Source organism: Rubritalea tangerina (assembly GCF_042683245.1).
In the GTDB taxonomy this organism is placed as follows: Bacteria; Verrucomicrobiota; Verrucomicrobiia; order Verrucomicrobiales; family Akkermansiaceae; genus Rubritalea; species Rubritalea tangerina.
In genome coordinates this window covers 1-24854 of the sequence record NZ_JBHUJB010000061.1, presented here as the reverse complement: position 1 = coordinate 24854, position 24854 = coordinate 1, and the positions used below count along the sequence as shown (strand labels likewise).

Annotated in this window: 24 protein-coding genes and 1 other RNA gene; 12 read left to right on the top strand and 13 right to left on the bottom strand. The window is 50.1% G+C overall.

The annotated features are described in order from the left end of the window. Positions 1 to 14: 14 nt before the first annotated feature. From ACFSW8_RS13635 to ACFSW8_RS13590, 10 genes are all read right to left on the bottom strand, one after another. Positions 15 to 761 (bottom strand): cytochrome c3 family protein, encoded by a 747-nt coding sequence (locus tag ACFSW8_RS13635; protein WP_377091443.1) that lies wholly within the window; start codon positions 759 to 761, stop codon positions 15 to 17. A gap of 265 nt (positions 762 to 1026) precedes the next feature. Next, the gene (locus ACFSW8_RS13630; RefSeq protein ID WP_377088901.1) at positions 1027 to 2013 is read right to left on the bottom strand and encodes a 2-hydroxyacid dehydrogenase; all 987 of its coding nucleotides are present in this window, start codon (positions 2011 to 2013) and stop codon (positions 1027 to 1029) included. 287 nt (positions 2014 to 2300) lie between these two features. Then, a complete protein-coding gene (locus ACFSW8_RS13625) occupies positions 2301 to 3224 on the bottom strand; it encodes a 2-dehydropantoate 2-reductase (RefSeq protein ID WP_377091442.1) in 924 nt (307 codons plus the stop codon). Between the two features lie 90 nt (positions 3225 to 3314). Then, positions 3315 to 4385, bottom strand: a complete 1071-nt coding sequence (locus ACFSW8_RS13620; protein WP_377088899.1) for a Gfo/Idh/MocA family protein — start codon at positions 4383 to 4385, stop codon at positions 3315 to 3317. Positions 4386 to 4416: 31 nt separating this feature from the next. Next, positions 4417 to 5802 (bottom strand): MFS transporter, encoded by a 1386-nt coding sequence (locus ACFSW8_RS13615; RefSeq protein WP_377088898.1) that lies wholly within the window; start codon positions 5800 to 5802, stop codon positions 4417 to 4419. Between the two features lie 5 nt (positions 5803 to 5807). Further along, entirely contained in the window at positions 5808 to 6785 is a 978-nt protein-coding gene (locus tag ACFSW8_RS13610) for an FAD:protein FMN transferase (protein WP_377088897.1), read from the bottom strand. Between the two features lie 38 nt (positions 6786 to 6823). Then, complete coding sequence (locus tag ACFSW8_RS13605) at positions 6824 to 7924, bottom strand: formylglycine-generating enzyme family protein (RefSeq protein WP_377178507.1); 1101 nt, start codon at positions 7922 to 7924, stop codon at positions 6824 to 6826. Between the two features lie 241 nt (positions 7925 to 8165). Continuing rightward, positions 8166 to 9491: a Gfo/Idh/MocA family protein gene (locus ACFSW8_RS13600; protein WP_377088894.1), complete on the bottom strand. Its 1326-nt coding sequence runs from the start codon at positions 9489 to 9491 to the stop codon at positions 8166 to 8168. 32 nt (positions 9492 to 9523) lie between these two features. Continuing rightward, on the bottom strand, positions 9524 to 10783 hold the full coding sequence (locus ACFSW8_RS13595; protein ID WP_377088893.1) for a 3-keto-disaccharide hydrolase: 1260 nt from the start codon (positions 10781 to 10783) through the stop codon (positions 9524 to 9526). 138 nt (positions 10784 to 10921) lie between these two features. Beyond that, positions 10922 to 11980: a M42 family metallopeptidase gene (locus tag ACFSW8_RS13590; protein WP_377088892.1), complete on the bottom strand. Its 1059-nt coding sequence runs from the start codon at positions 11978 to 11980 to the stop codon at positions 10922 to 10924. Positions 11981 to 12141: 161 nt separating this feature from the next. On the opposite strand from ACFSW8_RS13590, the gene pyrB reads away from it, so the two are divergent. From pyrB to ACFSW8_RS13570, 4 genes are all read left to right on the top strand, one after another. Further along, positions 12142 to 13041 (top strand): aspartate carbamoyltransferase, encoded by a 900-nt coding sequence (gene pyrB / locus ACFSW8_RS13585; protein ID WP_377088888.1) that lies wholly within the window; start codon positions 12142 to 12144, stop codon positions 13039 to 13041. A 2-nt stretch (positions 13042 to 13043) separates the two neighbouring features. Then, positions 13044 to 13331, top strand: coding sequence for a hypothetical protein (locus ACFSW8_RS13580; protein ID WP_377088887.1), 288 nt, complete (start codon positions 13044 to 13046; stop codon positions 13329 to 13331). Positions 13332 to 13563: 232 nt separating this feature from the next. Continuing rightward, the gene (locus ACFSW8_RS13575; RefSeq protein WP_377178505.1) at positions 13564 to 14208 is read left to right on the top strand and encodes a hypothetical protein; all 645 of its coding nucleotides are present in this window, start codon (positions 13564 to 13566) and stop codon (positions 14206 to 14208) included. A gap of 346 nt (positions 14209 to 14554) precedes the next feature. Further along, complete coding sequence (locus ACFSW8_RS13570) at positions 14555 to 14983, top strand: hypothetical protein (RefSeq protein WP_377178503.1); 429 nt, start codon at positions 14555 to 14557, stop codon at positions 14981 to 14983. Positions 14984 to 15460: 477 nt separating this feature from the next. On the opposite strand, the gene ACFSW8_RS13565 is transcribed toward ACFSW8_RS13570, so the two are convergent. Next, positions 15461 to 15814 (bottom strand): hypothetical protein, encoded by a 354-nt coding sequence (locus ACFSW8_RS13565; RefSeq protein WP_377088884.1) that lies wholly within the window; start codon positions 15812 to 15814, stop codon positions 15461 to 15463. Positions 15815 to 16462: 648 nt separating this feature from the next. Between ACFSW8_RS13565 and tgt the strand changes: the two genes are divergently transcribed. The 5 genes from tgt (at position 16463) to ACFSW8_RS13540 (ending at position 20802) form a co-directional block, all read left to right on the top strand. Then, positions 16463 to 17632: a tRNA guanosine(34) transglycosylase Tgt gene (gene tgt, locus ACFSW8_RS13560; RefSeq protein ID WP_377088882.1), complete on the top strand. Its 1170-nt coding sequence runs from the start codon at positions 16463 to 16465 to the stop codon at positions 17630 to 17632. A gap of 11 nt (positions 17633 to 17643) precedes the next feature. Then, positions 17644 to 17952 (top strand): preprotein translocase subunit YajC, encoded by a 309-nt coding sequence (gene yajC / locus ACFSW8_RS13555; protein ID WP_377088881.1) that lies wholly within the window; start codon positions 17644 to 17646, stop codon positions 17950 to 17952. 102 nt (positions 17953 to 18054) lie between these two features. Next, positions 18055 to 19188 (top strand): lipid-A-disaccharide synthase, encoded by a 1134-nt coding sequence (lpxB, locus tag ACFSW8_RS13550; RefSeq protein ID WP_377088880.1) that lies wholly within the window; start codon positions 18055 to 18057, stop codon positions 19186 to 19188. A gap of 100 nt (positions 19189 to 19288) precedes the next feature. Then, on the top strand, positions 19289 to 20074 hold the full coding sequence (locus ACFSW8_RS13545) for a hypothetical protein (protein ID WP_377178501.1): 786 nt from the start codon (positions 19289 to 19291) through the stop codon (positions 20072 to 20074). A gap of 38 nt (positions 20075 to 20112) precedes the next feature. After that, complete coding sequence (locus tag ACFSW8_RS13540) at positions 20113 to 20802, top strand: SDR family NAD(P)-dependent oxidoreductase (protein WP_377088878.1); 690 nt, start codon at positions 20113 to 20115, stop codon at positions 20800 to 20802. Between the two features lie 41 nt (positions 20803 to 20843). Here ACFSW8_RS13540 and ACFSW8_RS13535 read toward each other — a convergent pair whose 3' ends face one another. Both ACFSW8_RS13535 and ACFSW8_RS13530 read right to left on the bottom strand, forming a co-directional pair. Further along, entirely contained in the window at positions 20844 to 21629 is a 786-nt protein-coding gene (locus ACFSW8_RS13535) for a hypothetical protein (protein ID WP_377088877.1), read from the bottom strand. Further along, the gene (locus ACFSW8_RS13530; RefSeq protein WP_377088876.1) at positions 21602 to 22321 is read right to left on the bottom strand and encodes a glycerophosphodiester phosphodiesterase; all 720 of its coding nucleotides are present in this window, start codon (positions 22319 to 22321) and stop codon (positions 21602 to 21604) included. The genes ACFSW8_RS13535 and ACFSW8_RS13530 overlap by 28 nt, the downstream gene beginning before the upstream one ends. 54 nt (positions 22322 to 22375) lie before the next feature. On the opposite strand from ACFSW8_RS13530, the gene ACFSW8_RS13525 reads away from it, so the two are divergent. From ACFSW8_RS13525 to ACFSW8_RS13515, 3 genes are all read left to right on the top strand, one after another. Then, the gene (locus ACFSW8_RS13525; RefSeq protein WP_377088875.1) at positions 22376 to 23797 is read left to right on the top strand and encodes a glycerol-3-phosphate dehydrogenase/oxidase; all 1422 of its coding nucleotides are present in this window, start codon (positions 22376 to 22378) and stop codon (positions 23795 to 23797) included. A 72-nt stretch (positions 23798 to 23869) separates the two neighbouring features. Beyond that, a non-coding RNA gene (gene ssrS, locus ACFSW8_RS13520) (6S RNA) lies at positions 23870 to 24050 on the top strand. A 263-nt stretch (positions 24051 to 24313) separates the two neighbouring features. Then, positions 24314 to 24643, top strand: coding sequence for a hypothetical protein (locus ACFSW8_RS13515; protein ID WP_377088874.1), 330 nt, complete (start codon positions 24314 to 24316; stop codon positions 24641 to 24643). Positions 24644 to 24854 lie beyond the last annotated feature (211 nt).

Sequence of the window (24854 nt, the reverse complement as noted above, 5' to 3'; positions counted from 1 at the left end):
TAGAAAATGTGATATTAACGGTGACATGTTGCGCAGCTCTCCTTCGGAGAAACATTCCAGTGCGCTTTCAGGAAGGAACCGACCTTCTCCTGCACTTCCTTCTCAGAAGCAGCAGCGTCAAATTCAGAATCAAAGGCTTTTACCTGCGCCGCAAAGTCTGGATTCAACTCAACGTAGTTCTTTGCAGTGTAATCAAGATTGAAAACTTCTTCGATCGGACGAAGATGCTTCTCAGGTGCGCGGTGACAGTCGAGACAGAACCCCATGGAGTGATCCTTCGCTTGGTAAACAGTGCGCATCTCGTTGACCTGACCGTGACAGCTCACACAAGAGATACCACGATTCAAGTGAGCTGAGTGATCAAAGAACACATAGTCTGGCGACTTGTGAATACGCACCCACTTCACTGGCTCACCTGTGTAGCCTTCGTAAGTCTTGTCGATAGCACGACGTAGCGGAACCAACTTCTCACTGTCAGTCTTTACGTGCTGGTGACAGGTCCAACAACGGTCAGCCGTAGGAACATTGGCGTGCCCAGATTCTTCAGCGAATGAGTGACAGAATCGGCAATCCAAACCAAGCTGCTTCACGTGCAACTCATGGTCGTAGGGAATCGGTTGATCTGGCATGTACCCCACGCGCTGAGTCTTTGGCGTAGCGTAGTATGAGAATGCTATAACTATACCCAGAGCGAGTGATCCTACACAGATCGCGATCTTGATAGGTAGTAAATTGGTCCAGCGAGGAAAAATGTTAGCCATGACGTGTCGGTGCTTGTATGTGCTTGTGAAATTTTTCACAAGGCTTTTTTAAGATCTATTTTGGCGGCGCGAGTATCGACACGAAGTCCGACTTGGCAATCCGAAAAACCACCACAGATTCATTTTTCTTCTAATTCATTCATTCTCTGACTCGCGCACTCAAATTTCCACACTGCAGCCCCCAAACTAATTAGTTAGGAAAAGTTAGACACCTCCTCTACAGGCCCATATTTCAGGGATTTTTGGAACAATTTCGCTCTACCAGCTACGCATCTGCAGAAACAGCATGCCGCATCTCTCCCCCAAGTGTGAAACTTCTCAAATTCTCCAATGTCGTCTCCACAATACCCTCCAACGCCTCCTTCGTGAAGAATCCCTGATGCCCGGTGATCAAAACATTAGGGAACGTCATCAAACGCATCAGTACATCATCCTGAATTATCCCGGATGATTGATCATCAAAGAAGTAATCCTTTTCTTCCTCGTAGACATCCATGGCAAGGTATCCAATTTGGCCAGACTTCAGCGCCTCGATGGCTGCTTTCGCATTCACCAACCCTCCCCTACCTGTATTAATAAGTGTGAAGCCTCGCTTTGAACGCGCAAAGGTCGCTTCGTCATAGAGGTGATGTGTTTCTTCCAATAATGGGCAATGCAAACTCACGATATCCGAGCGCTCAAAGAGCTCTTCCTTTTCCACAAGATGATATTGCTTGGCCTCAGCTGATGGAAATGGATCACAAACTAAAACCTCACAACCGAAGCCACGCATAATCTTACAAAACGCAAGACCGATCTTACCGGAACCAAATACCCCCACAGTCTTGCCCACCAAATCAAAGCCCATCAAGCCATTCAGCTCAAAATTCCCTTCACGCACCCTGTTGTAGGCCCGATGCGTCTTCCTGTTCAAGGTCAGCAACATAGCCACAGCATGCTCAGCCACGGCATGTGGCGAGTAGGCTGGCACACGTGCCACCACAATTCCCAACTCGGCCGCAGCCACCAAATCGACATTGTTAAAACCAGCGCAGCGCAAAGCCACCATTTCCACCCCCACTTGCCGCAAGTGCTCAAGCACCTCCCTACTTAAATCATCATTAACAAACACGCACACTGCCCGACACCCCTGAGCCAGAGCCGCAGTCTCCTCCCCCAAATGATCTTTCAAAAACAAGAAGTCATACTCGCCCTCCTGCTCCCCAAATAATTCCTTGTCGTATTCCTTTGCTGAGTAAAACGCTACCTTCATGCCCACTAACAAACATATTCCCCCCCACAGCTCCACTCATTTCAAATACCCACCCCTCCACAAAATACGCACACACCCCGAATCCCCCCCATAAATTCAACCTCCCCGTCGAAATCGCACAGCATGTGACTCATTTGCCATCTAAATCTTCCACCATTTCCTTGACTCTGTTAGATAGATAGGTGAACTTGATTGCGCCCCCAACGGGGCTGTCTCCTGTTTTTTGTTTTTTTCAGGGAGACAGTCCTTCCCTTCCCCCCGTTGGGCTTGCCTCGCACCACGAAGTGTCACCTCTCCTCCAATCGCCGTTTCACCCTTTGCGCCAACTCCTCCATCTCAGGCACTGACACCCCCGCGTCCCGAGCTACCTGCAATGGAATCTGCCAAATAGCTTCGAACTCAACCGCTCTCCCCTCAACATAATCAATCATACTCGAGGGTCGATAGGGCCCCATCGGCAATGTGATCGCGACCTGGTGATCAATAAAACTCTCAGGGATAGCGTGCCCAAGCGCCGCTGCCACCGCAATTACCTCAGCCATAATAGCCCGCACTTGCGGCTCTAACTTCCTCTCTTGCAACAAAACTTCTGTATCCACCCCACCCTCAGCAATCGCCAAACCATTGAAGGGGAAATTCCATACCAATTTCATCCACAAGGCCTTCTCCAGCGACTCCACAGCCTCACAGGGAAACTGGGCACCAGAAAACACCTCCGCGATTTCCTCCAATCGCGCATCCTTCCCTCCTGAAAAATTTCCTATCCGGATCAATCCTGACGCCGTGTGAGAAATCACACCTGGCCCAAGTCGGTTGATACAAACAAAGCATAAACCCGCCACTACGCGCTCAGCACCAAACAAACCAGCGAGATGCTCACAGTTCCCCAAACCATTCTGTAAGGTCAAAATCACAGTATTCTCACCTACCAACGGACGAATCACCTCCTCCGCCATAGAATTCGCAGTGGTCTTCCATGCCACAATCACGATATCAACCTCACCAATCGCTTCAGACCACTCAACACACTGCACCTGCTCCAAGCTAAAATTGCCTGCCACACTGCGAACCTCAATCCCATGCTCACGCACATGCGCATAGTCGGAGCGCAATAAGAAAGTCACATCCTGTCCCGCTTGAGCCAAGCGCGCCCCGTAATAAGACCCCACAGCTCCAGCCCCAACAATAGCAATTCTCCCAAGACTTTTCATTTCCAAAGCCCTCCTTAATAGATCCCCCCAAAAAAAGCAATGGCCTCACCCGAACTACTCAGGTGAGGCCATAAAAATAAAGCCGCTAGCTTAGTCGAGGTTGATAATCTCCCCAGTGCGGAAGGACTTATCTGCCGCCGCCACAATCTTCATTGAGTTGATGGCATCATCCATGTGATCTGTGAGATCGATATTCTCTTTGATCGCCTTCAAGAAATACTCCTGCTCACGATGACATAACCCATCGTGGTCTGGCTCATCACCAGTCTCCACCCACTCATCCTGCTTCACAAATTGATTATTGGCATCAAGCTCCGAATAGTGGCGACGCAAGGTGTTCGTCTTCGTGTGCGCATCCACGTCAGCTGAAGCTCCCTCACCGGCAGCGTCTTTCGCCTCGATAGTGACACAGCCCTTGGGCCCAACCACATCCTTCACGAAGAAAGCAGTCTCAGACATCATCGGCCCCCAGCCAGCTTCATACCAACCGACAGAACCATCTTCGAAAGTAACCTGAAGGTGACCATAGTTGATCTTACCCTCCGGCAGCTCGTCAGTTAAGCGCGCCCCCAAACCTGCAACCCGTACCGGCTTCGAGCGAGTCATCTGACACATCACATCCACATAGTGGACGCCACAGTCAACAATAGGGCTGATAGAGGACATCAAATTTTTGTGAGTCTCCCAGTTGTCTCCAAATGATTGTTGATTCAAGTTCATGCGCATCACCAAGGGCTTACCTAAATCATGCGACATCTCGATGAACTTCTGCCAGGATGGATGGTGACGTAAAATGTATCCAATCACTAACTTGCGCCCATTCGCCTTGGCCGAATCCACAATCTCCTGCGCTTCCTCCACTGTCTCAGCCAATGGCTTCTCAATGAAAACATCACAACCCGCCTCAAATGCAGCCTTCGCAAAGGGAGCATGCGTGTCGGGGTAAGTGGAAATCGAAACAGCATCCGGCTTCGTCTCCTCAAGTGCCTTATAAAAATCCTCGTACAGTGCATAACCACCGCCGAGTTCTTCATTCAAATTCTCACGGGAACCCGCAGAACGCGTACAAATCCCCACAATCTCAAACTCAGGAATGTTGTGGTAAGCAAGTGCATGTGAACGCCCCATGTGGCCTGCGCCAGCGCATAAAATCTTAATCATAATCTATCTGTGTTGTTGGTTAAAAAAATTCTTAGTTCTCCTCGTCGTCAGTCTTCACCTTGTCCCAGAATGTCAGAGCAAAGATCACAAAAATCACCGCCGCCATACCAGCTGGGAAAATCCAATAATTCTTCCAGTCAGTCATTGCTGTAGCTAATAAATTCGCATCCACCCCTTCCGGAAATCCCTTCCCAAACATCCCCATGAGAGACTCAATAAATGATGGGGCAGCCTGCTCCCCTGCCACTTCTTTAATATTCTCCATGAGCGGTCCATGCCCAGCAGGTGCCGCTCCATATTCACCATAGGTGTTAGGTAGAGCCACACTTGAAAACGGCCACGTGCCTCCAAAAGCCATGCGGAACCCAAAGAACATTCCAAGCCCTTGCGTCAGAAAAACAAGTAAGCCCTGAGCCTGCCCACGCACATCCGCAGGAGCCGTCTTATCTGTGTAAATGAAGCCAGTCACAAAGAAAAAGTCGTAACAAATCCCATGAAGAGCAACTCCGAGAATAAGCATCCACGTAATCTGCTCAGGAGCTCCAAGCGCAAATAATGCATAACGCGCTACCCAACATCCCATTCCAATTAGAAGCATCGTCTTCACACCCAATTTTCGGAAGAAGAATGGAATCAGCAACATGAAGAAAATTTCTGACATCTGCCCTAATGTCATCGTTGCCGCTGCCTGCTTAAATCCTGTAGCCCCTAAAAAGGCTGAGGTCTGCCCGTAGTAATAAGCCAAAGGAATACAAATCAGCATCGAACAAATCGAGAACACCAAAAATGCAGGCTTTTTCAAAAGCTTGACCGCATCTAACATCAGAAGAGCCCCTAGATCAATTGGCTTACCCTTAGCTGGTGGTGGCGTGCTCGGCAGAGCAAAACTATAGAGACCAAGAGCCAAACTCGATCCTGCTGCCAACCAGAAAATGTTCAAGTCTGCTGACCAGCCGATAGCCCCCACACCTAATCCTGCTGCAATCCAGCCGATTGTCCCCCACACCCGAGCCTTAGGAAACAACTCCTGCGCCAAATGCGTGAAAGTGATCGTATTACCCAATCCTAGAGTCGGCATATAACAACACATGTAGGCAACCATAAGGTACACAATTGTCTGCCCGTTATCAGCCCCACCCGGAGCTAAACTCGCAATTGCACACATGATCCCCCCACCAAGAAGCATCAGTACACCCATCACTTTCTCTGATGGGAAAAGACGGTCTGCGATCAAACCAAGAAAAAGTGGTGCAAATATCGCAGCCAAAGGCGCACTCTCATAGGCTCCACCTATGAATGCCCCCAGGCCGTTATTCCCCATTGCTAGGGCTAAAGTGGCAAACCATGACCCCCATGCAAAAAATTGCAGGAACATCATGACCGATAGTTTTGTGTAGTTGTTGTTTGTGCTGCTCATGGTAGCTAGTGTGTTGGAAAGCGATCAGTCGCTATAGTGTCTTTTTGATAGGGAATAAATAGTGCCTCTAGATCCGGCTCAGCGTTAGCAATCTTAATCGCTTTCTTAATGGGCATAACCCGCAAAGCTGTTGCCCATCCGTCAGCATCTATCGCCCTCTTTGCTAGAGTCATCACATTCAGCCGATTGCTCATACTCTGCTTGCTGGACGGATCTATCAGATGTGATCTGCGTTGGCCATCAGCTTCGAAAAATTGATAACTATCCCCAGAAGTCGAAAGAGCCGTGTTTTCTAACACAACCTTTCCAACTATCTTGTGTTCTGGATCCTCAATACCGATATGCCAACCTTTTTTTTCTGGTGGAGCATCACCTAAAACCGTCTCGCCACCAATAACCACTGCAGCACACTTAACCCCCGCCCCTCTGAGAACCTCCATAAGCGCATCGGCCATGTAGCCTTTGCCTATCCCTCCTAAATCAATCACCATAGGCTTCAGCAAAGTGACCGATCTTTGCTGCTTATCTAAAACTAAATCCTTGTAACTCACTGCACTGGGCTCCAATTCCTCGCGCGCCCGCCACGCTTGCGATTGCGTCCCCATGGTCACATCAAACGCCCCCCCCGACTTCTCCGCTATCTCCTGCGCACGCTCAAGCACATCAAACAACGCCCCACTCACAGGATGTGCCTCACCAATAGGGAGCGCACATAGCTTCCTGACCTCGCTCTCCGCTTTATAATCAGAAAGGACCAACTCTAAAACCTTGAGCTTCGCATAACACTGCGCGGCTAAGGCATCAGCTTGATCCTCATCATCTAAGTAGAACACGAGGCGCACTGTCGTACCAATATGCGCTTCAGCATATTGATACCTCTCCAATGCGCCTACCACCTCCGGCGACTCTACTGGCTCTGAGCCACAGCTCACCGCCAGTAGACACCAAAATGGTAAGAGGAAGAGTGTTCCAATCTTTCTCATCAATTCAAATGATACGGAGCCAAAACGGCTACCGCGTCTTATTCATCCTCTTCTACACCAGAATTCCAATAGTGGTACATTTCCTCAGCACTAGGAATCTCCTTCGGACGCACCACTCGCATCCCTAACCACGGAGTGTTCGTGTGATACCACAAACTCTTCGGATCCTGTGGGTCAGAAATTTTCCACATAGGGTCAGACTTGTAGCGCGCTCCAGCTTCGATCTCTTTCAGCGTCTGCTTCCAATGCCCACCTTTTGTTACGTGCGGATAGGGCTGCGTCGCTTTCACCCACGGATTCACTACCTTGTCTTTCCCAAAGTAAGCTTTCCGGTTCGCAACATATTGATCTAAAGTCCACTCTAGAACATTGCCATGCATGTCCAAAAACCCCCAAGCATTGGGCTTTTTCAGGCCAGGCTTTTGGTATTGAGAACTACCATCTCCTGCCACCCAAGCATACTCACCAGCTTTGGCGTCATCGTCACCCCAGCTGTACTTCCCTTTGCTCCCTGCGCGGCATACATATTCCCATTCAGCCTCCGTAGGGAGTCGGTAAAAATGCCCTGTCTGGTAACTCAGCCACTGGCAATACTTGTTCGCCGCATGCTGAGTCATACTCACTGCCGGATGACCATCACGTGCCATCCCATAAGTCATCGGGTGATACGGAGGAGTAGGACGCGCTAGTAAATCAATGTCATTCTTGATTTGCTCACGCATAAAATCGAGGACCTGTCCGTCCTTCTGACGCGGAATCTCCGTGAGCATGAATGGCTCATACTCTTCCCAAGTCACCTCTGCTTTACCCATCCAGAATGGAGACAACTCCACCTCCAGGACATCTCCCTCTTCTTCACCCTTCCACGTGAAGCTCCCCCCCTTGACTGGCAACATCTCAAATTGCGCCCCAGTCTTGAGCGTCTCTTTATAGGCTTCTAAGCCCTCTTCCTTGCCATTGTTCGTCTGCTTCTTGATCTGCTGATAATCCACAATGCGCTTGTGAATCACCTGCGCCAGTCGCATCTGCTCCTCATCAAAACCATCTTTCGCTAAGGCCGGCTTCACATCAGCCTCCTTCGCCCCCGCCTGCATACCCATCACTGCCACAAGTGCTAAAATCCCTTTACTCTTCATCATGCTAGTCATTGCCGTCATTAAATTTTTATTCTGTTAGGCGACTTCAACGCCTTCTCATCTCAGTTTCAAAATTCCTCTCACCCTGTCAACAAGGACCTTGTTGCCCCCAAGGATACATGAGTCCATCTTCACAGACTCATATCTACTCGTCATTTGTTTACCTAGATAAAATCAGCGTTGACCACTTGTATGGCCAACGCTGACAAAATCATTGCTAATGAATAAATGTCACTAAGCCATGTTAGACAAACTTTGTCTTACCAGGCATAGCCGCTGGACGCGCAGTGAATGGAGTGTCGAAAGTCATTCCCTTCGTCTCAATCAAGAGATCTTTCGAACTCATGATCTGCTTACCAGTGATCAATTTACCAGTGTACGCTGCAGTACGACCCATGATCCCAACCACATGGCTGTTCGCCATCTTGTCGAGAACGTCATTGTACACCTCACCCTTACGAATGTGTTTCGTGAGAATTTTATGTTCGTTGACGTAACCAAGACCTCCACCCTTCTGCCAGACAGTCTTTCCGTCACGAACGATGGACATATTGTGACCTTTCGCCAAGGCCTGCCCCTTCGTACCAACGATGGTATCACCACTTGGTGAATAAGTGCCAGGAATCTGACGCCCTAAGAAGTCAGCAATGCGACCGTCAGCATATTCGTAGCGCAAGCTGAAGCTATCCCAGCTGTTCGCTCCCTTCACCGGATGGATGTTCGCACCATTCGCATAACACTTCACTGGAATGCCATCTCCCATCGCCCATGACATACGGTCGATGCCGTGAATCATGAATTCCAAGATTCCGTCACCACCGAGCTCAAGATAGCTCTGCCAGTAACGCTGCGCCCACTCCATGTCAGACATACTTGCCGGCTTGTACTTGATGTCCGGCATTTTGTTTGGACGACCACCACCAGAATAGGCAGATGACGCGGTGAGAACATCACCAATTTCTCCATCCTGAATGCGCTTGTGAAGCTCCATCAAGTGCGGGCTGTAACGCCATACTAAGCCTGTAAGCACGGAAAGACCATTGCTCTGAGCCTTCTTGGCACTCTCAACCACGCTCTTCAATCCTGGGATGTCCAAGGCAATCGGCTTCTCCAAGAAAACGTGCTTCCCAGCTGCAACAGCAGCTTCGAAATGCAATGGTCGGAAAGCAGGTGTCGAGGTGAGCAAAACAATGTCCACTCCACTATCAATCACCTTCTGGTATGCATCAAAACCCACAAAGTGACGCTTGCCACCATCTGTGTCAACACGACCAGAAAATTGCTTCTCAAATGATCCAATGCGCTTCATGCGATCTTCAAAAATGTCGCCCGCTGCCCATAGGATCGTGTCTGGGTCAGCCCTAAGGATATCCTTAACGGCACCAGAACCGCGACCACCTAGGCCGACAACCCCAACTTTAAACTTCTTCTTTGCTCCACCTTCTGCGGCTCCCACATTGGGGAACAGGAGAGGTGCCATGCCGACTGCTGCGGCGCCAACGCTTGCCTTCTTCGTAAAATCACGTCGCGTGATTTCACTGAGGATCTTTGATGTATCTTGATCAGACATAATAGGTGTGTGGTTTGCTGTTTTGTTGTGTATTAAAGTTCTTTGATATATAATTTCTTAAATTCTAGGGCACTGCCATGGTGCTGCAGGGCAATAGGTCCCTCAGCTGGCACTCCCGGTAGCTGTGCGTTCTCAATCACTGTCTTACCGTTTAGCACGACTGTCAAACGATCACCTTTGAGCGTGATCGCCATTCTGTTCCATGCACCAATCGGATTGTCAGCTGGCACCTTTGGTGTCAACGCTGCTCGAATCTCTTGACTGAAATTACGATTCGTACGGTAGCCATAAACTTCACCTGAACCACATGGCCAATTCCAGAGATTCACCTGCGAACGGTTGTTGCCACGCATGTAGATCCCACTGTCGAGCTCGATCACATTCTTCGTAATCGCTTTGCCATTGGCATCCTTCTTCGCCTCTCCTGTTGCTGGATCGAGAACAGGACGGTCCAAGCGACGCGCATTGGCATAATCAGCCCACCGCCAATCAAAGACCATCGTGAAATCTTTGTAGCTCTTCTCAGTCCAGAGATTCTTATCCTTTGCCTTAGACTGGCTGTCATAATAGAGCACTTCGCCACGCGGCTGCCAGTGGCCTTCGTGACCGGGATCTTGTTTCCAACCTGCAAGACTCTTGCCGTCATACATAGCGCTGAAGCCAGTGAGATCTACTTCAGGCAGCGTGGTGTCCTTGATCTTAATATTGCGGAACCCCACTGGATCGCCATGACCACAGAATGTGACAAAACCTGAACGACGCTTCACGCCCTTATGCTTAGGAAACTTCTCAGCCAACTCATCAAGGTTCGCATCATTGATAACCACCCCATTGAGCTCAATTGTCACGTGATTACCATTCACAATCACACGTTGCTTATTCCACTCGCCGACTGGCTTCAAATGCCCACGCTTAGCCGCTTGAAGCTGGTAAATCCCACCATGATACTGGGAATCCTTGAGCTTGGCGTACTTCTTAGCAGTGTCATCAAGGATCTGTAATTCGAGCCCGACGTAGGCTGCATCCCCCTTACCTGGGTAGTGAATCCCCAAGCCGTTGTTGCCACCAGGAGGCAACTTAAATTCAAAATCGAGTACGTAGTTCGAGTACTCCTTAGCCGTCATCAAATTCTTCCCCTTAGGAGTGCAATAAATCGCTCCATCCTTCACTTCATACCCTTCACCTTGCCATCCAGTGAGGTCTTTCCCATTGAAGAGCTCGATAAACCCTTCCTCAGCAAGACTTAACTGAGAACAAAGGCCTGCTACTATCAGTGTTTTAATCAATTTCATGTTTTCTCGTAGTGTGATCCAAGTACGCACTTTTATCAAAGATCTTACAATATCACGAATATTTACCAAAAATGACACAAGAAAAAAGGGCAGGCTCTCACACCTACCCTTTTCTTACATCTTAATTCGAGTGGTCTACTAGAACGACCAATCGTACTTATCGAGGTCACAAACACAGGCTGCCAACAGCTTGATACAATCATCGAGGTCCTTCTTGTGCGCCATCTCAATGACCTGATGCACATAGCGCGTCGGAATCGAAATCGCTCCTGCGATAGAACCACCAGGAGTCATACGCTGCAGACCCGCTGTGTCCGTGCCGCCCGCTGGCAAAATCTCAGTCTGCCACTTGATCTTCTTCGCCGTAGCAGTCTTCTTCATGAATTCCACCATCCGGTAGTCACACACACAGGAGGAATCCATCACCTTGATCGCTGCACCCTCGCCCAAACGCGTTATCTTCTTGTGGTCTGGTACACCCGGCGTGTCACACGCCAATGTAATGTCTAAGCCAATCCCAAAATCAGGCTGCACCTCCAAGGTCGAAACATTCGCACCTCGAATGCCAATTTCTTCCTGCACCGTAAATACCGCGTAAAAATCATATGCCGGCTTGCGACGCGTGCTCTTAAGCTTTCTCAATGCCTCCAATAACACAAAGACTGATGCTCGATTGTCCAGTGACTTCACATTCACAGTATCTCCCATCTCCACGAGCTCACGCTCACGCGTGATCGGTGAGCCCGGCTGGATAATCTTCTCCAGCTGCTTCTTCGTTAAGCCTGTATCAATAAAGTAATCGTCCAAACTCAACTTAGCTCCACGCTCTTCAGGAGTCATAATATGAATCGGTTTACACCCCATCACCCCTAGTACGTCCTTCTTGCCGTGAATCAACACACGCTGAGCCGTGAGAGTCTTTGGATCAAATCCACCAAGCGGCGCAAAACGCACAAAACCCTGGTCGTCGATGTGCGTCACAATAAATCCAATCTCATCCATGTGCGCAGCAGCCATCACCTTCTTGGAAGAATCCTTCCCCTTCTTCAACGCCACCACATTCCCCATACTGTCAATGCGTACATCATCCACCAATCCTTCTAATTCTTTGAGAACCAATTCGCGAATCTCAATCTCATATCCCGGCGCTCCTGGCGCCTTACATACGCGGGCAAGCAAATCTACATCTATAGCCATGAGTCGGATCTAGTCCCATTCATGACACCGAGGAAAGGACAAAGTGCCTGTTCCGTTCCAAAACCACTCTAGCAACCGTGCACCGAAAGAACACAGATTCTCGGCAATCTCTGATTTCCGACTTCCATGATCCAACATGCCAAGCCACACTCCCGCCAACCATGAATCACGTCCTCACTGCTGACCAATTTAATAAGTCGGACCTCGACCGCATTATGCAGCGCTCCGCCGAAATGGAACACATCCTCCAACAGGGTGGCTCAAAAATGTGCGATGGTAAAATCCTCGGCGCCCTCTTCTACGAACCCTCCACCCGTACTCGCCTCTCCTTTGAGACAGCCATGCTCCGACTCGGTGGCAATGTCATCTCTGAAAGTGACGTCACATTTTCCTCACAGTCGAAAGGTGAAGTCATCGAAGATACCATCCGTATCGTCGGCGGCTATGCCGATGTCATCGCCATCCGTACCAAAAATAAAGGGGAAGCCAAAGTCGCAGCCCACTACTCACCCGTTCCCGTCCTCAATGGTGGCGACGGCAGTGGTGAACATCCCACCCAGTCGTTGTTAGACCTCTACACCATCGTCAAACATCACAAAATCGGCCAAGAACCCCTCAAAGTCGCTTTTGTCGGCGACCTCAAGTACGGACGTACAGTCCACTCACTCGCCAAAGTCCTACGTCAGTTCGAGGGCGTCTCACTCCAGTTCGTCGCACCTGAAACCATCCAAATGCCGGCTGAATACCTCAGCCCTGCAGACTCCATCCACTACGAACTTAGCGATGAAGTGCTCACCAATGCCGATGTCATCTACGATACCCGTATGCAAAAAGAACGCTTCGAAGACATCGAACAATACAACCAAGTCAAAAATGCCTTCATCTTCACCCCTGAAATGGTCAGCACCATGAAACCCGACGCCACTCTCATGCACCCACTCCCACGCGTGAACGAAATTATGCAACGCGTCGACCACCTCCCACAAGCACGCTACTTCGAACAAGCACTCAATGGCGTCCCCGTACGTATGGCCCTCATCGCCGAAGCTCTAGAAATCTAACAATGAACGCCAGCCAACTCCTCCTCTCAGCACACTCAGGCTCCCCGATGCCTGAAAATCTCAACCCCGCCCACCAAGCCCTCTGGACCGAACAAGCCGGTAACTGGCACCTCGCCCACGATATGTGCAATGAAATACCCGACCCAGCCGGCGCCTGGATCCACGCCTACCTCCACCGCGTCGAAGGCGACCTGTCCAACGCCTCCTACTGGTACCATAGAGCAAGTAAAGAACTCCCCACGTGCAGCCTCGAACAAGAATGGCTGCAAATCGCCGAAGCTCTCGCCTAAGCCCCACAACTAGATAAACTCCCCCCATCACCATCATCTTTGTTAGTACGGGCCACTTCACTCAACGCGCGAGGCAACTAAAGGACAAAGATCAGATTTTGTTAGGTAATCTGATTTACTCTAAAATCGCATAGCGCAAATTTCGCAAGATTTAACCTTCCTTCATTCGTCTATTCCGAGTCGAGAGATGGTTTTATATTGCCCGCCCCTGAGCTCCAACCATACACTCCCAATGATGCGTCTTGCTTTTCTAACTTTCTTCCTCCTCTGTGGCGTTGCTCGCGCTGGCATGACAGTCATCACCCTAACTGATGTGGCGGAAATGCGACTCCAGTCGCTCTCCTTCTTCATCGCCAGCTACCTCTTGATGGCCCTTTTCGTCAAATGGCTCTGGAACTACCTCGCCAAGTCATTTGAAAAAATACCCCACCTAAAATACCGACAAGCTCTCGCTCTAGCACTTGTCTCAGGGCTCTTTCTCTATGTCATCCTGACTATGATTTCCGGTGCTCGTGAACTCCTCACTCCCGGCGCTTGGCAAAAAAATGGATACGGCTATAAACTAAAGGACACATCCAAAGAGCTACATCAAGTCGACTTATTCCCTATCGCTTTTGAGCTGCGCGATTCTCTAATGGAATCCGCTAAACGACACGACGGAGCCTTCCCAGCCTCACTCTTCACTGATGCAATGCTCCTAACAAATGCTCAATCTAACTTTTCCTACCGCGCTGGGCTCAGCATCAACACCTCCACCCCCACTCTACTCGCGTACGCTTCAGAGCCCCAAAACTCTAACCATATCGTCATCCTAACAGACGGAACAGTTACACTCTGGCCAACTACAAAAATTCAGGAGGCTTTATTCCGTGAGTAAACAACCAACAAAACCTCCTCGCCGCTTAGGGCCGAGAATCGCACGTATAACAGCCATACTCTTTGCAGTGTTATTCTGCGCCACATTTGTCCAAATTGGGGTTTTGCAGTTTTTTGTGATGCTCGTAATTGGCTGGGCGCTCCATATTCTCAGAGTATTCCCACTCCTTTCTTGGAACTTTGAACTCATCTTTTGTTTCATCTTTGCCCTCTTCTCAGCCACATACTTACTTCACAAAATGATTCTGTGGTTTCACAAACAGAGCCCCCGATCACCTCACTGGCCGTTAAAAAACACACTCAGTCTATGCGCCCTCACCCTCATGCTCTTCGGGATGTCAGTAGCCATGACTGGAATCGTCCACCAAACCATCTGGGTTGCGAAAAGCCCCATCCTTCAGAGCAATCGCTATAGTCCAGCCAATACAGCTATAACTCAGGCAAGAATCCTCATCACCCACCTCCATCTTGCCTCTCGTGGCAATCTAGAAGATTTTCCTGAAAACCTTGAAAGCCTCGTTCACTCCTCCCAAGAACTCACAACAAAAGAGCTCTACTACCAGCCAGCTGACAAAGCCAAACTCCCAGAACCATGGGTCTACTGCCCACCAAGCCCTGCAGACACAACCCTGGAGAATATCGTACTCCACAGCAGCACTCCCTCCTTCTCCGGCAAATGGCTCGTTGCCCGAGCAAACACCTCCGTCGAGCTCATTGACGAAGCACAATTCCGACAGCTACTAACAAAAACAAAAAATATGACACAGAGCGACTAACCTCGTCCTAGTGACGCAATCACACATCCCCACTGATTTTTTCATTCAGCCGACTCCTTGACACGAGCCCCCAAAGCTCAACTCCGCGCCGCCCACCCTCATTCACAGGAAACGCACTCAATGACAACAGAGAACGCACACTCAGCGTAAACGCCCCATCCAACTCAAATCTAACACTAAGTACAAATTGAGCTTTGAAGCGAAATCAAAAAATCAGTGAGTTTCCGCAAAATCACCCTCACCGAAGCCAAAGGCTCCCAAAAATCTACGCAAAAATAAGCCCCTTCATCTCATAGACAAAAAACGAGCCACAGGTCACCACCCGTGGCTCGTTCTATTTCACCCTCGGCAAAGGGTGGGTTCAACACAATACATGGCGTATAGATTTCTTATCCCACTACGGGGTCAAAAAGAGAAAAGGTGAAAGAATAAACGCTTTGGCCTATTCACCATAAGTAAAGGTGCATGAGAGCCGCATTACGCTGCCTGATTCTCAAGCCCCGCATAACCCGCTCGATTGGCACTGTCGGCCAATGCACGTAGCAAGACCTGGCGCGCCCGCACGCGTGGAGCGGTCAACACCGCCGCATACGCCTTCTGGTATTCCTCGGGTGCCACTACTGTGAAATCCCGATTGGGATCAGTAAGTTGCAAAACCACGTCTACCAAAAGACCAGGCTCTTCCTCTAAAATCGGCAAAAGATTCTGAACCAACATTGCCGGCCCAATCCGCTCCTTCGCTGTGAGCTCCACTAAAAGCTCAAGTTCCGTTGCAGCAACTACCGCATCTACTGCCACTTCCTTATCATTATTATCTACTAAAGTTGTCATTTTTCTGAGTCTAGATTGAGAGATTCCCCTCGTTATTAAATTTTATTGATAGCATTATACACACTCCCAGTTATACAAACAAGGAGAGTTCGACTGATCCATTCAGTCATTTTAAAGTTAGCCCATTTGGGAGGTCATCGACGGACACCAGAAAGACGTTGTTGGCTGTGCTGGTCTTTCACCGTGTCGCGTCATCTTCTATTCCAGTGAGCTCATTTTCCGGAAACTAAGCATAAAAAAACTCGCTTCCTGTTTTGGAAAGCGAGCCACATTGAATTCGTATCTGTTGAAATATACTTGTTTATGCAGCTCGCGTTCCTCCTTTCTGTTTGGAGGACCACTGGGAAATCTTGGAATGTTTCTGAATGCCACCCGACATCATACCTGCCCAAGACTTCCCGGAGGAAAACTTGATAAAGTAGGCATATGGATAGTGGTTGCTCATCAGTTGAATCGTTTGATGCTTTGAGAACTACGCGCATTTTTCAAATCGCGCAACCCTAAAGTTATTATTTTATGACACAAACCTGTCACATTTTCCACACCTTTCAGCAAAATCGAAGTTATAGCAACACCTACACACCTCATTATCAGTTTATTCTGTGGCACATTTCTCAATAAAATGCTTCAAACCCTCCCATCTAAGCTATGTTCAAACTTCTCAAAACCGACGACAAAACCAAGGCTAGACGCGGCCAACTCACCACCGCCCACGGTGTCATCCAGACCCCCATCTTCATGCCCGTCGGCACCCAAGGCACAGTCAAAACTCTCCACCCAGATGATCTCGTCGATCTAGGCTCACAAATCATCCTCGGTAATACCTACCACCTCAACCTCCGCCCCGGACTCGATGTCATCCGCGCAGCCCAAGGCCTACATAAATTCTCCAGCTGGGATATGCCAATCCTCACAGACTCAGGCGGCTTCCAAGTTTGGTCACTTGCAAAATTACGCAAGATCTCAGAAGAAGGCGTCGCTTTTGCCAACCACCTCGATGGCTCCAAAATGATGCTCTCCCCTGAATCGAGTATGGAAATCCAAGCCACCCTCGGTTCCGACATCGCCATGCTCTTCGACGAATGCCCCCCCTACCCATGCGATGAAAAATACGCTGCCGACTCACTCGCCCTCACAACGCGTTGGGCCAAACGCTGCAAACAATGGCATGAAGAAAATCGCAGCTCCATCGTCCCTTGGCAACTCGACAATAGCCTCATCGCTAACCCCACTGAAGTCTCACGCCAGCTCGCCTTCGGCATCGTTCAAGGTTCCACCTACGCCGACCTCCGTGAACAATCCGCTAAAGAACTTATCGAAATCGGCTTCGATGGCTACGCCGTCGGCGGCATCTCAGTGGGTGAACCGGAATACGAAATGATCCGCGCCATCGACAATGCCGTCCCCCACCTCCCCCAGGATAAGCCACGCTACGCAATGGGCCTCGGCACCCCACCGCAAATGCTCGAAATGATCGCCCGGGGAGTCGACATGTTCGATTGCGTCATGCCTACCCGTGTCGCCCGCCATGGACTCGCCTTCACACACGATGGCCCCATCCATATCAAAAATAAAGAATTCGAGCTCGACCAACGCCCGCTGACAGAAACCACCCACCCCAGCGTCGCCCGATTCTCTCGCAGCTACATCCGCCACCTCTGGCGCGCCAAGGAAATGCTCGCTTTAAGATTGCTTTCCTTCCACAATCTGCATTTTTACCTACAACTCATGGAGCAAGCACGTGAGGCCATCGACAACGGAAACTTCACCGAGTTCAAAGACGCCTTCATCGCTCGCTACACCGCAAATTCTAAATAATAAATAGCACTATGAACACATTCACCACACTCGCCCAGAGCGGAGGCGGCAACCCCGCTCAGACCTTTATCATGTTTGGTATCCTCTTTGTTGTCATGTGGGTCGTCATGATCCGCCCACAACAAAAACGCCAAAAAGAACTCAAAGCGAAACAAGACTCTCTTAAAGCAGGAGATAAGGTCATCACTATCGGCGGAATGCACGCCACAGTAAACTCCGTCAGTGACTCCACTGTCTCACTTCGCATCGCAGATAACACCTTCGTTAAATACGACCGCTCTGCTATTGCCACTGTCGTCACCAAAAAAGACGATAAGTAATCCCTTTCCACCCTCCACAAAGGCCTCTCCTAACCGAGAGGCCTTTTCTTTTTGAGCTTGAAACTTGAAACTTCTAACGCCCCGTTCTATACACCCTAACCAGTGAAGAATACTTCCATCTATTTGATTGCGGGCGAGGTCAGCGGGGACACCCACGGCGCCGAACTCATCCACGCGCTCAAAGATACCATCCCAAATGCCCAAATTCTCGGCACCGGTGGCCCCGAGATGCAAAAAGCCAGCGATGGTAAGATACGTGACTGGGTCGAAGATGCTGCTGTCATGGGAATCTGGGAAGTACTCAAACAATACTCCTGGTTCAAAAAACAATTTGATCTCATGCTTAAGGAGATCATCGCCACCGCCCCCACCGCTCTCGTCCTCATCGATTACCCAGGCTTCAACCTCCGCATGGCTAAAGCCGTGCGCGACGCCCTCCCCCAAACCAAAATTATCTACTACATCAGCCCACAAGTCTGGGCGTGGAATAAAGGCCGCATCCCCAAAATGGCAAACTTGCTCGATCAAATGATCTGCATCTTCCCATTTGAAAAAGAAATCTTCGAATCCGCTGGCCTCCCTACCGAATTCGTCGGCCATCCCATCGTCGATGAACTCCGCGAAAAATCCATATCCACCGAAAGGGACCCGAAACTCGTTGGCCTCTTCCCTGGTAGTAGAGAACGCGAGGTTGCTCGACTCTTCCCAGTGATGTTAGAAGCCGCTCGTAGGCTCAATAGCGAACATCCCTCCATCAGATTTCAAGCTCCTGCAGCCTCCCCCAAATTAGCCCAGAGCATGCAGAGCTACCTTGACAAAGCAAAGCTCCCTGATGGCCTAGTCTCCATCAGCACCGGAGATAGCCACTCGCTCATGCAAAAAGCCGCCTGTGGTGTCATCGCCAGCGGTACAGCTACCCTAGAAGCCGCCTACTACGGACTCCCCTATTGCCTGATGTACCGTATCGCTTGGCCAACCTACTTCATTGGCAAAATGCTAGTCAAAGTCGACTACATCGGCCTCGTCAACATCCTCGCTGGCAAACAAGTCGTGGAAGAATTTGTCCAAGGTGACGCAGACCCCTGCCACATCCAACACGCACTCGACAAATTCCTCGCGGACCCTGACTACACACATAAAGTGCAGTCCGAGCTCCTAGCCACCGCCGAAAAACTCGGCACCCCAGGCTGCCACCAGCGCGCTGCTGACTGCATTGCAAAAGTACTTGCACAATAGACACTTTCAGACGACAGCTCTGGCAACCTGAATCCAGACAGCGCATCCTATGTCCCAAGAGTCCAATAAGAAAAGTGCCCGCAAATACTGGTGGATCATTATGCTGCTTCCAGTCGGCCTAGCTCTTGGCACAGTCACTAGCCTCTTCCACCACCTTCGCCAAAATGAGGAAGAACAAGCCCAAGAACAATTCCAAGTAGCCGTCACCCTCAATGCCCCTCACATTGATTCAGGTATTGAACGTGCTCTCATCCTCGGCACCCGTAACACCTCCACCCCACTGGGAAGACGCAATACCCAGTCAGCCAGAAAGTTCATCCAAGGCGCCACCAGCCCGGGCGGAACCGGACTTTCCTTTCATGAGGTAAATTCCTCACTCCACGGAGAAGAAACGATAAAACTCTCATACACAGACATCCCAGGTGCCGAAAAAGACTCCTTCCTGGTCGTCGTCATCGAACTTGCGGGCTCAAAATCAAAAGGCGCTGCCGTCAAACTCGGCATCACTCCTTCTCTCATCCGCTCACTACTTGAGTCCTCGAACTTTAAAAGCATCCGCTTCGTGCTCACCCCTGAACAAGCATCTCCCGCACAACACGCCAAACAACTCGGAAAATCCGTCTTCAAGCACGACCAATCCATTGCATGCCTGCTCGTAATCAAGGAACAAGAGTCTGTTTCTATCAACGATATCAATGATTGGTCCCTAGTAGATTCTAATCTCCCAGTCAGCCAAATGCTTAGCCAACAATCCCCCCCATTCCTCGCCATCACACACCCGATTCTAGAAAGCTCTCCCCTAAACGAGCTCACCCCCGCGATCAGCACTGCCGCCCTCAATGCGACAGAACAACTGCGCAAACTCATCCTCCAAGCAGCAAAGTAATCCGTGCATATGCCCCAACTTGGGTGTATCTATGCTAGATGAAAAACTATCTCGTTGTCGGAGGAAACTCTGGGATTGGCCAAGCTCTCATTGCCCAGCTGCTAGAACAAAACCACAAAGTGCACGCTGCCACGCGTAGCCAAACTAACCTCCCCCCTGGACTCTGCTCCATCCAGAGTTTCGATGCAACAATCCCCTCAGAGCTTCAACTTCCTAACTCCCTAGATGGCCTAGTCTACTGCCCAGGCACCATCACCCTGAAGCCCTTCCACCGGCTCACTCGCGAAGATTTCATGCATGACTTGGAAATCAACTACCTCGGTGCAGTCCATATTCTTCAGGCTGCCCTCCCCTCACTCAAAAAATCACCCTCCCCCTCAGTCGTCCTTTTTTCCTCCGTCGCCGCACGACATGGCCTTCCCTTTCACAGTTCTATCTCCGCCGCCAAGGCTGCCGTCGAAGGTCTTACCCTAGCCCTCGCTGCCGAGTGGGCTCCAAGTATCAGAGTCAATGCTATTGCCCCATCTCTCACCAATACCACTCTCGCTTCCCCTCTCCTCAATTCCGAGGCAAAACAGGAAGCCGCCGCCAAACGCCACCCACTCCATAAGGTGGGAAACCCTGAAGATCTCGCTGCCATTGCGAGCTTCCTTCTCAGCTCCCAAGCCCAATTTATCACTGGCCAAATCATCACCGCCGACGGAGGTATCAGCTCAATTACCAAATAATACCACTCCGTGATCTATATTCCCGCGCTACCCCAACACAGCTATTTTAACGAGCGGCGCACCCTACAGCGAGACCGAACATTGTCCCTTGTGTAGGATCGCATCAACATGCTCGATAGATAACGATCCTCCCTCTCTAACGTATCCACTCCTTTGACACCGGCCACATGCGTGACACGCGAAAAGATTGCCCACTTGATAGAGGACTTGGGTACCGACTTCACCCCGTAACCACGAGCTTGGTTGCTCGACCAAAATGTCACATATTCCTCACCTCCACGTTCGCTGGTGCCTAAGTAAACAACCAAATGCCCAAACTCATTGCGCCCAATCTCATCAGTCCAAAAAATCTTCATGAAGTCTCCAGGCCGTGCATCAGCATATGATTCAAAGTTCACCCCCATTCCTAAATCTTTCAGCACCTTCGCCGCTCCAGGCCCATTGGCATTCCATCGCCCCCACATCCCCACACCATCGGCCTCACCTCGCATCCTTAGCGCCTCCAACTCAGCAGCACTCAACTGCAACTGCCCCCCCTCAAGCGCCTCCTCCACCATCCCTAACAAAACTAAATAGGTTGCTCCCGAACAATAACTTGGACGCGCCACTTTAGGTGAAAGGTCCAACCCACCTTCTGATACCTGAATCGACCTCGCCAATGCATTGTGCGCGACTGCCATCGTCGAATAACCACCACCACTCGGCATCTTGTTGATCGCCCGAATCACCGGCTTGTTTTGCTCAATCGTCTCCACATCAATCGAGGAAGAACACGAGACCCCCAATACACAAATCATCACTAACCATCCATGTCGTAGCCATTCCATAACGCCTCCATTACCATCTTGGGATCATCCACAAAGCAAGCGTCAGCTTCACTATCGATCACTTTTCTTAAATCCCCCGTTCCACGAACCGTATACACAGCCACCATCAATCCCTCCCCTTGAGCATACCTTACCCACCCTTTGTCCAAAGCCCTCAAACTAGGGTTCACCCACCTAGCTCCTAAGCTCAAAGCTTGCTGAATCGCCCCCTCCCACTCCCGCGCTTTCGAAAATAACACCGCTATGGGCACACTATCATGCATTTCCCTAACACGCTTCAGCATCTCCCAATCAAAACTCGAAACTATCACTTCATCTTCCCACCTTCGCCCCTCTAACATATTAACTACAGCCTCAGCTACCCCCTTGCCTTTAAGCTCAATATTCACCCCCACTTTCCCCTCACAAACATCGAGAACCTCCTCAATGAATGGCACCTTCTCTCCCCCCCCCGCATCTAACTCTCGTAACCGATCTAAACCTAGGTCACCGATACAACCCACTCCGTCCGTTGTCCTATCTACCCTCTCATCATGAATCACAACAAGCCTCTCACCTAACAAATGGACATCCACCTCCACCCAGCGACATCCCTGCTCAATCGCTAACTTGACTGCTGCTAGCGTATTTTCAGCCGCTCTACCAACACAGCCCCTGTGCCCTATCACCATCAATGGTAATTTCTCATTCACATCTAACTATTTCATAGTCTAAGCTGAAATTTCAATCCCTTACTTCATCCCATCATGCTCCCAGACCCACGTATTTCACTCATTGCACAAGCTCAGAATGAAAAACTCTGGGACATCATCGTGATCGGCGGTGGAGCCACAGGCCTAGCCACGGCTTGGGATGCCGCTAGCCGTGGCTATAAAGTGGCTCTCCTAGAAGCCAACGACTTCGCAAATGCCACATCCAGCCGCTCCACTAAACTCATCCACGGAGGCGTTCGCTACCTACAAAAAGGGGAAATAGGTCTCGTCCGTGAAGCTCTCGAAGAACGCCACCTTCTCCTAAACAATGCTGCCGCCTTTGCTCGCCCTCAACGCTTCATCCTCCCAACCCACTCCCCCCTCGCAAAATACTATTACCGCTTCGGAATGTGGCTCTACGACACACTCGCTGGCCACCAAAATATCCACCCCGCACAACTACTTAGCCAAAAAGCATTACACGAAGCTCTCCCCCAATATTCCAAACCCTCCCCTACAGGTGGAGTCGCCTATTCTGATGCCCAATTCGATGATGCTGCCTTAGCTGTCGCTTTCGCCCAGTGCATCAATGCCTCAGGCAACCTGGCAGTCAACTACCTCAGCGTCGACTCCCTCCTCACTCAAAATCACAAAGTCCATGGAGTGCACGTCCGCGACACCGAAACCCAACAAACATGGAAAATGCGTTCAAAGCTTGTCATTAACGCCACGGGTATTTTTTCCGACGATTTCCGACAATCCACCGCATCCAGTATCCACTGGAAAATTCAAACCTCCCGTGGTTCACACATCGTCGTACCCGGCAATGCCCTCGGCTCAACGAACGCCCTCATTATACCAAAAACTACTGACGGTAGAGTCCTCTTCGCCATCCCCTGGAAAGCCCACACCCTCATAGGCACAACAGATGTAGCCACCGAAGCTCCCGAGCTCCACCCCATTCCATCCGAACAAGAAATTGCCTTTCTCGTAAATGAGGCTCAATGCGCATTCCAACTCGATCCCTCTACCATCACCTCGAGCTGGGCAGGCCTCCGACCGCTTGTCAGCCGAGCTCAAAAAAGCTCCACCGCCGCCCTCTCTCGTAAACATATCATAGATATCTCCAGCAACGGTCTCATCTCGATCCTCGGTGGCAAATGGACAACTTGCAGGAAAATGGCTGAAGACACCATCGATGCTGCCATCAAATCCCACTCCCTCTCACCAAAAGCCTGCCAAACAAAACAACGCGTCCTCACTGATCATGGTGCTCTCCCCCCACTACACAAAGTCGATGACCCTCCTATCGACCCCACCCCGCATATCCACGAATTCTTTCACCAATTCTACGCTAGAACCCCCGACGATATCCTTGCTAGAAGAACCCGCCACGCCATGCTCGACTCACAAACTACGAAAGCACTCACTCCCTCAATTGCCGCTACCCTAGAATCATTGAAATCAGGTACTTAACCACCCCCTCAAAAATCTACACACGTTTTGTTAGCGATTCCTGTTGCTCTAAGCGCATTACTCCCTATATTCCTTCTGCTGCCATGTTCGTCACTATCACAGTACGTGCCCAGGCCGATATATATATTACGGGAGCTGCCCCGGAGGTTTGATGTCACGCCTTTTCAGGAAGACAAAGGACCAATGGATGTTCCCACCTACTGAGCTTTCGGATCAGTGGCCACAGTTCTGTGGACGGCATGGCGGTGTTTTTTCCTTCCTAGTAGCAACGCGCCCCTTGGCAATAGAACTCCGCCACACCTCTCGCCCCCACTCATAGAATGGGAATGCCCATAACCTTTGCGTTGATATCTCCCCTCTCGTAGCAAGCTTCCTTCTCACCGCTTGGTCGCGTCCTCCCCCCAATAATACTCACTGTGATAACTTCACCAACTATATCTCCAACAGCTCACTCAGTAAGCATGATATAAATAATACTTGCATTAACTTGTTAGCTCACTAATAAATCATATCATTATGGCAAAGAAAGCACCTAAAGCACAAAGTAGAGGCAAGCGCTACACCAACGCTGAAAAAGCTGAAATCCTCACTTTTGTGGATAAGCATAACGCTGAAAAAGGCCGTGGCGGAGCTGCCGCTGCTTCCCGTCAATTCAAGGTTTCCCAACTCACCATCGGTAACTGGCTTAAAGAAGCTGGCTCCCCATCACCTCGACGTAAAGCTAAGTCAGGAGATATCACAAAAACTCTCAAACGACTTGGTGAAATCCACAAGAAAATGGCTAAAGTCGAGGAAGAACTCAGCACTCTGCGCAAAGAATACGCAGTACTCAAAAGCCAACTCTAAACAACTCATAACCCAGGCCGCACGCACCCCCAGCGGCCATAACAACGGCCACCATTCTCCTCAGATTGGTGGCTTTTTTCTGCCTTCTCATTCGTAAAACAATGCCTGGCAACCAAGAATCACTTCCCGAATTGCCAGGCACACACACATGCGCGTTCACTTAAGGAGCTGTAGTTTATCCATCAGCGACTTACGACTTCTTCGATCCATC